The organism is Acidovorax sp. Root568, assembly GCF_001427445.1.
Taxonomy (GTDB): Bacteria; Pseudomonadota; Gammaproteobacteria; order Burkholderiales; family Burkholderiaceae_C; genus Acidovorax; species Acidovorax delafieldii.
Genome location: NZ_LMGP01000008.1, coordinates 1 through 2,853, shown reverse-complemented (window position 1 = coordinate 2,853; position 2,853 = coordinate 1). Strand labels below are relative to the sequence as shown.

General features: G+C 63.6%; 3 protein-coding genes. 1 reads left to right on the top strand and 2 read right to left on the bottom strand.

The features are described 5' to 3' along the window. Together ASD75_RS06625 and ASD75_RS06620 are read right to left on the bottom strand one after the other, a co-directional pair. A partial coding sequence (locus ASD75_RS06625; RefSeq protein WP_156400958.1) for a methyl-accepting chemotaxis protein occupies positions 1-919 on the bottom strand: 919 nt, incomplete at its 3' end. Positions 920-962: 43 nt separating this feature from the next. Further along, positions 963-1,502 (bottom strand): chemotaxis protein CheW, encoded by a 540-nt coding sequence (locus ASD75_RS06620; protein WP_056744164.1) that lies wholly within the window; start codon positions 1,500-1,502, stop codon positions 963-965. Between the two features lie 274 nt (positions 1,503-1,776). On the opposite strand from ASD75_RS06620, the gene ASD75_RS06615 reads away from it, so the two are divergent. After that, positions 1,777-2,586, top strand: coding sequence for an alpha/beta fold hydrolase (locus tag ASD75_RS06615; protein ID WP_056744162.1), 810 nt, complete (start codon positions 1,777-1,779; stop codon positions 2,584-2,586). Positions 2,587-2,853 lie beyond the last annotated feature (267 nt).

Genomic DNA, 2,853 nt, shown 5'->3' with positions numbered 1-2,853 from the left:
CCAGTTCTTCCATCGAGGCGGCTGTTTCTTCCAGCGCCGAGGCCTGCTGTTCCGTGCGCGCGCTCAGGTCGTTGTTGCCTGAGGCGATCTGTGCGCTGGCTGACGCTACGCCTTCGGCGTTCTGGCGCACCGAGCTGACGGTGTTGACCAGGCTTTGCTGCATGCGCTGCAGGGCGCTGAGCAGGTGGCCGGTTTCGTCCTTGGACTGCACGACGATCTGGCCGCTCAGGTCGCCACTGGCCACGCGGTCGGCCGCTTCCACCGCCAGCGCCAGGGGGCGGGTGATGGAACGGATGATGGTGATGGCCAGAAAGATGGCGATGGCGATGGCCAGAGCACCCGCGATGAGCACATCGCGCTGCAGCGCGTTGGCCTCAGCTTCTGCTTTCTGGCCCGCCGCCACCGTCACTTGCGCCTGGTATTCGACTTGCTCCTGGATTGCTTTCTGATACTCCAGTTGAACAGGACGCAACTTCTCTTCCAGGAGCTTCAGCGCCTCGTCTCGCTGACCTTGCTGAATAAGCGCCATGTACTCGTCGCCGAGCTTGAGGAACGCCGCGCGGTGCTGCTGCACACGGGCCAGAATTTCCTTGCCTTTTTCCGACTGAATGAGCGTAGTGAGCGTTTTAATTTGCTCAGCAATGGCAATCCGTGCAGCAGCTACACGCTCTCTTGAAGATTTGGTGATGCTCTCATTGTTGAAAATTGCGAGATTCCGGAATTGAATCGCCTGGACGTTCACCCCATCAGCCAGAGCTCCCATCGATTTGGTGATGGGTATCCGCATCTCGGTGATGTCATTTAGTGCCGCGCGCTGGCTGGCCGACCGCACCAAACTCACCGCCCCCAACGCGACCAACAGAAGCACCATGACGGCGAATGCCACAGCCAGCCGGGTTGAAATCTTGAGCTGATTCATCCTTCTTCTCCTCTGCGTTGATCTTGTGTAGTGGGTTGACACGTTAACTGTGGACGGCCGATCTCAACAGCCCAATTTCGTCACTGCTGAGCAGCGCCTCGATGTCCATCACGATCAGCATGCGCTCGCCCAGGCTGGCAATGCCAGTGACAAAGGCGGGGTCCACATGGCCCTGCCGCTCGAACTGGGGCGTGGGCTTGATGAGGTCGGGAGTGAGCGAGACCACATCGGCCACCGCATCCACCACCGCGCCAATCACGGTAGAGCCGACGTCCAGAATGATCACCACGGTGAAGTCGGTGTAGCTGGCTTCAGGGCATTGCAGCTTCACCCGCAGATCCAGGATGGGCACGATGCGGCCGCGAAGATCGATCACGCCCTTGATGAAGTCGGGCGATTGCGCCAGGCGCGTGGGTCTCTCGTATGAGCGGATCTCCTGCACGCGCAGGATGTCAATGCCGTACTCCTCCGCACCCAGGCGGAAGGTCAGGAATTCACGAGGGGCTGCGGTGGGGCTTGGGGCCAGCGCGCGGTGCGCAGAGTGGGTGGCGGCAGGCGCAGCGGCGTCGGCAATAGCGGTCATGGCGCGGGCTTTCAGACGGTTGGAACGGGAGGGTTGCGAACAGCGCCAGAACGCAACGAACGCAAAAGCTATCCAAAGCATAGCAGCGCACGGTTGCAAAATGTGACATTCATGGGCAATCTCCCCCGCTATCCGAAGGGGACTCCCCCAGTCTGGGCGGGGGCAATTGGAGAGCTTGCTCCATTTCGCGCCCCGCCTTGGTGCGCAAAAACTGCTACCGTCGCACGACCCGCTTGCCTTGCCCGGCAGGCGCCCGTTTTGGAACGACGACTTGATGCCTCTCTTCTCCGACCGCAAATCCGCCGCCCCTGACCACATGCCACCGCCCAGCCTCCCCCTGCTGGCGCTGGAGCTGCGGGCCCCCTGGGAATTTGGCGCCGTGCTGCCCGCATGGCCCGTTCTGCAGCGCGCTCCACTGGGCGATGGCCACACGGTCATCGTGTTTCCGGGCCTCACGGCGGGTGACGCCACCACCCTGCCCCTGCGTCGCTACCTCGAATCGCGCAACTACAACACGCTGGGCTGGGGCCAGGGCCTGAACCTGGGGCCGCGCGACGGCGTACTGGAGAACGCCAAGGCCCAGCTGCAGCAAGCGGTGGATGCCAGCGGCCACAAGGTGAGCCTGGTGGGCTGGAGCCTGGGCGGCATCTACGCCCGCGAGCTGGCCAAGGAAATGCCGGACCTGGTGCGTTGCGTGGTGACCCTGGGCACCCCGTTTGCCGGGCCCCACACCTCCACCAACGCCTGGCGCATCTACCAGTTCGCCAGCGGCCGCAGCATCGAGCGCGAAACCGAGAACTACAACCTGCCCGAAGCACCCCCGGTGCCCACCACCAGCATCTACTCCCGCACCGATGGCGTGGTGGCATGGCGCGGCAGCATCCAGGCGCCTGCCGACCACACCCCCCACACCGAGAACATCGAGGTGGTGGCCAGCCACTTTGGCATCGGCCTGAACCCCAGTGCCTGGTGGGCCGTGGCCGACCGTCTGGGCCAGCCACACGGGCCAGGCGTGGTGTGGCAGCCGTTCCAGCGCCCCCAGCTGCCAGGGCTGCATCTGGTGTACCCCAACCCGCACCGCTGACCTGCACGTGCACCTGCAGCAGCGCATCCGACTACGCCGACGCGAAGCGCTCGCCCACAAAAAAAGCACGCAGAAGGTAGCCCCCCTCTGCGTGCTTTCTTGCTTTGTTTTTGATAGCTGTCAGCGCATTTTCCACCTGCGCTTGCAGCCGTTTTGACCCGATTTCTTCACCCAGGGGCCTGCGGGGCCCTGGTCAGAAGCTCTCCCAGTCGTCGTCGCTTCCCGCAGCCTTGGGTGCCGGGGCCGGGCTGGGCGTTACAGGCTTGG

Coding starts and splice junctions, on each gene's coding strand:
- ASD75_RS06615 (WP_056744162.1), top strand. CDS start 1,777: ATGCCTCTCTTCTCCGACCGCAAATCCGCCGCCCCTGACCACATGCCA.
- ASD75_RS06620 (WP_056744164.1), bottom strand. CDS start 1,502: ATGACCGCTATTGCCGACGCCGCTGCGCCTGCCGCCACCCACTCTGCG.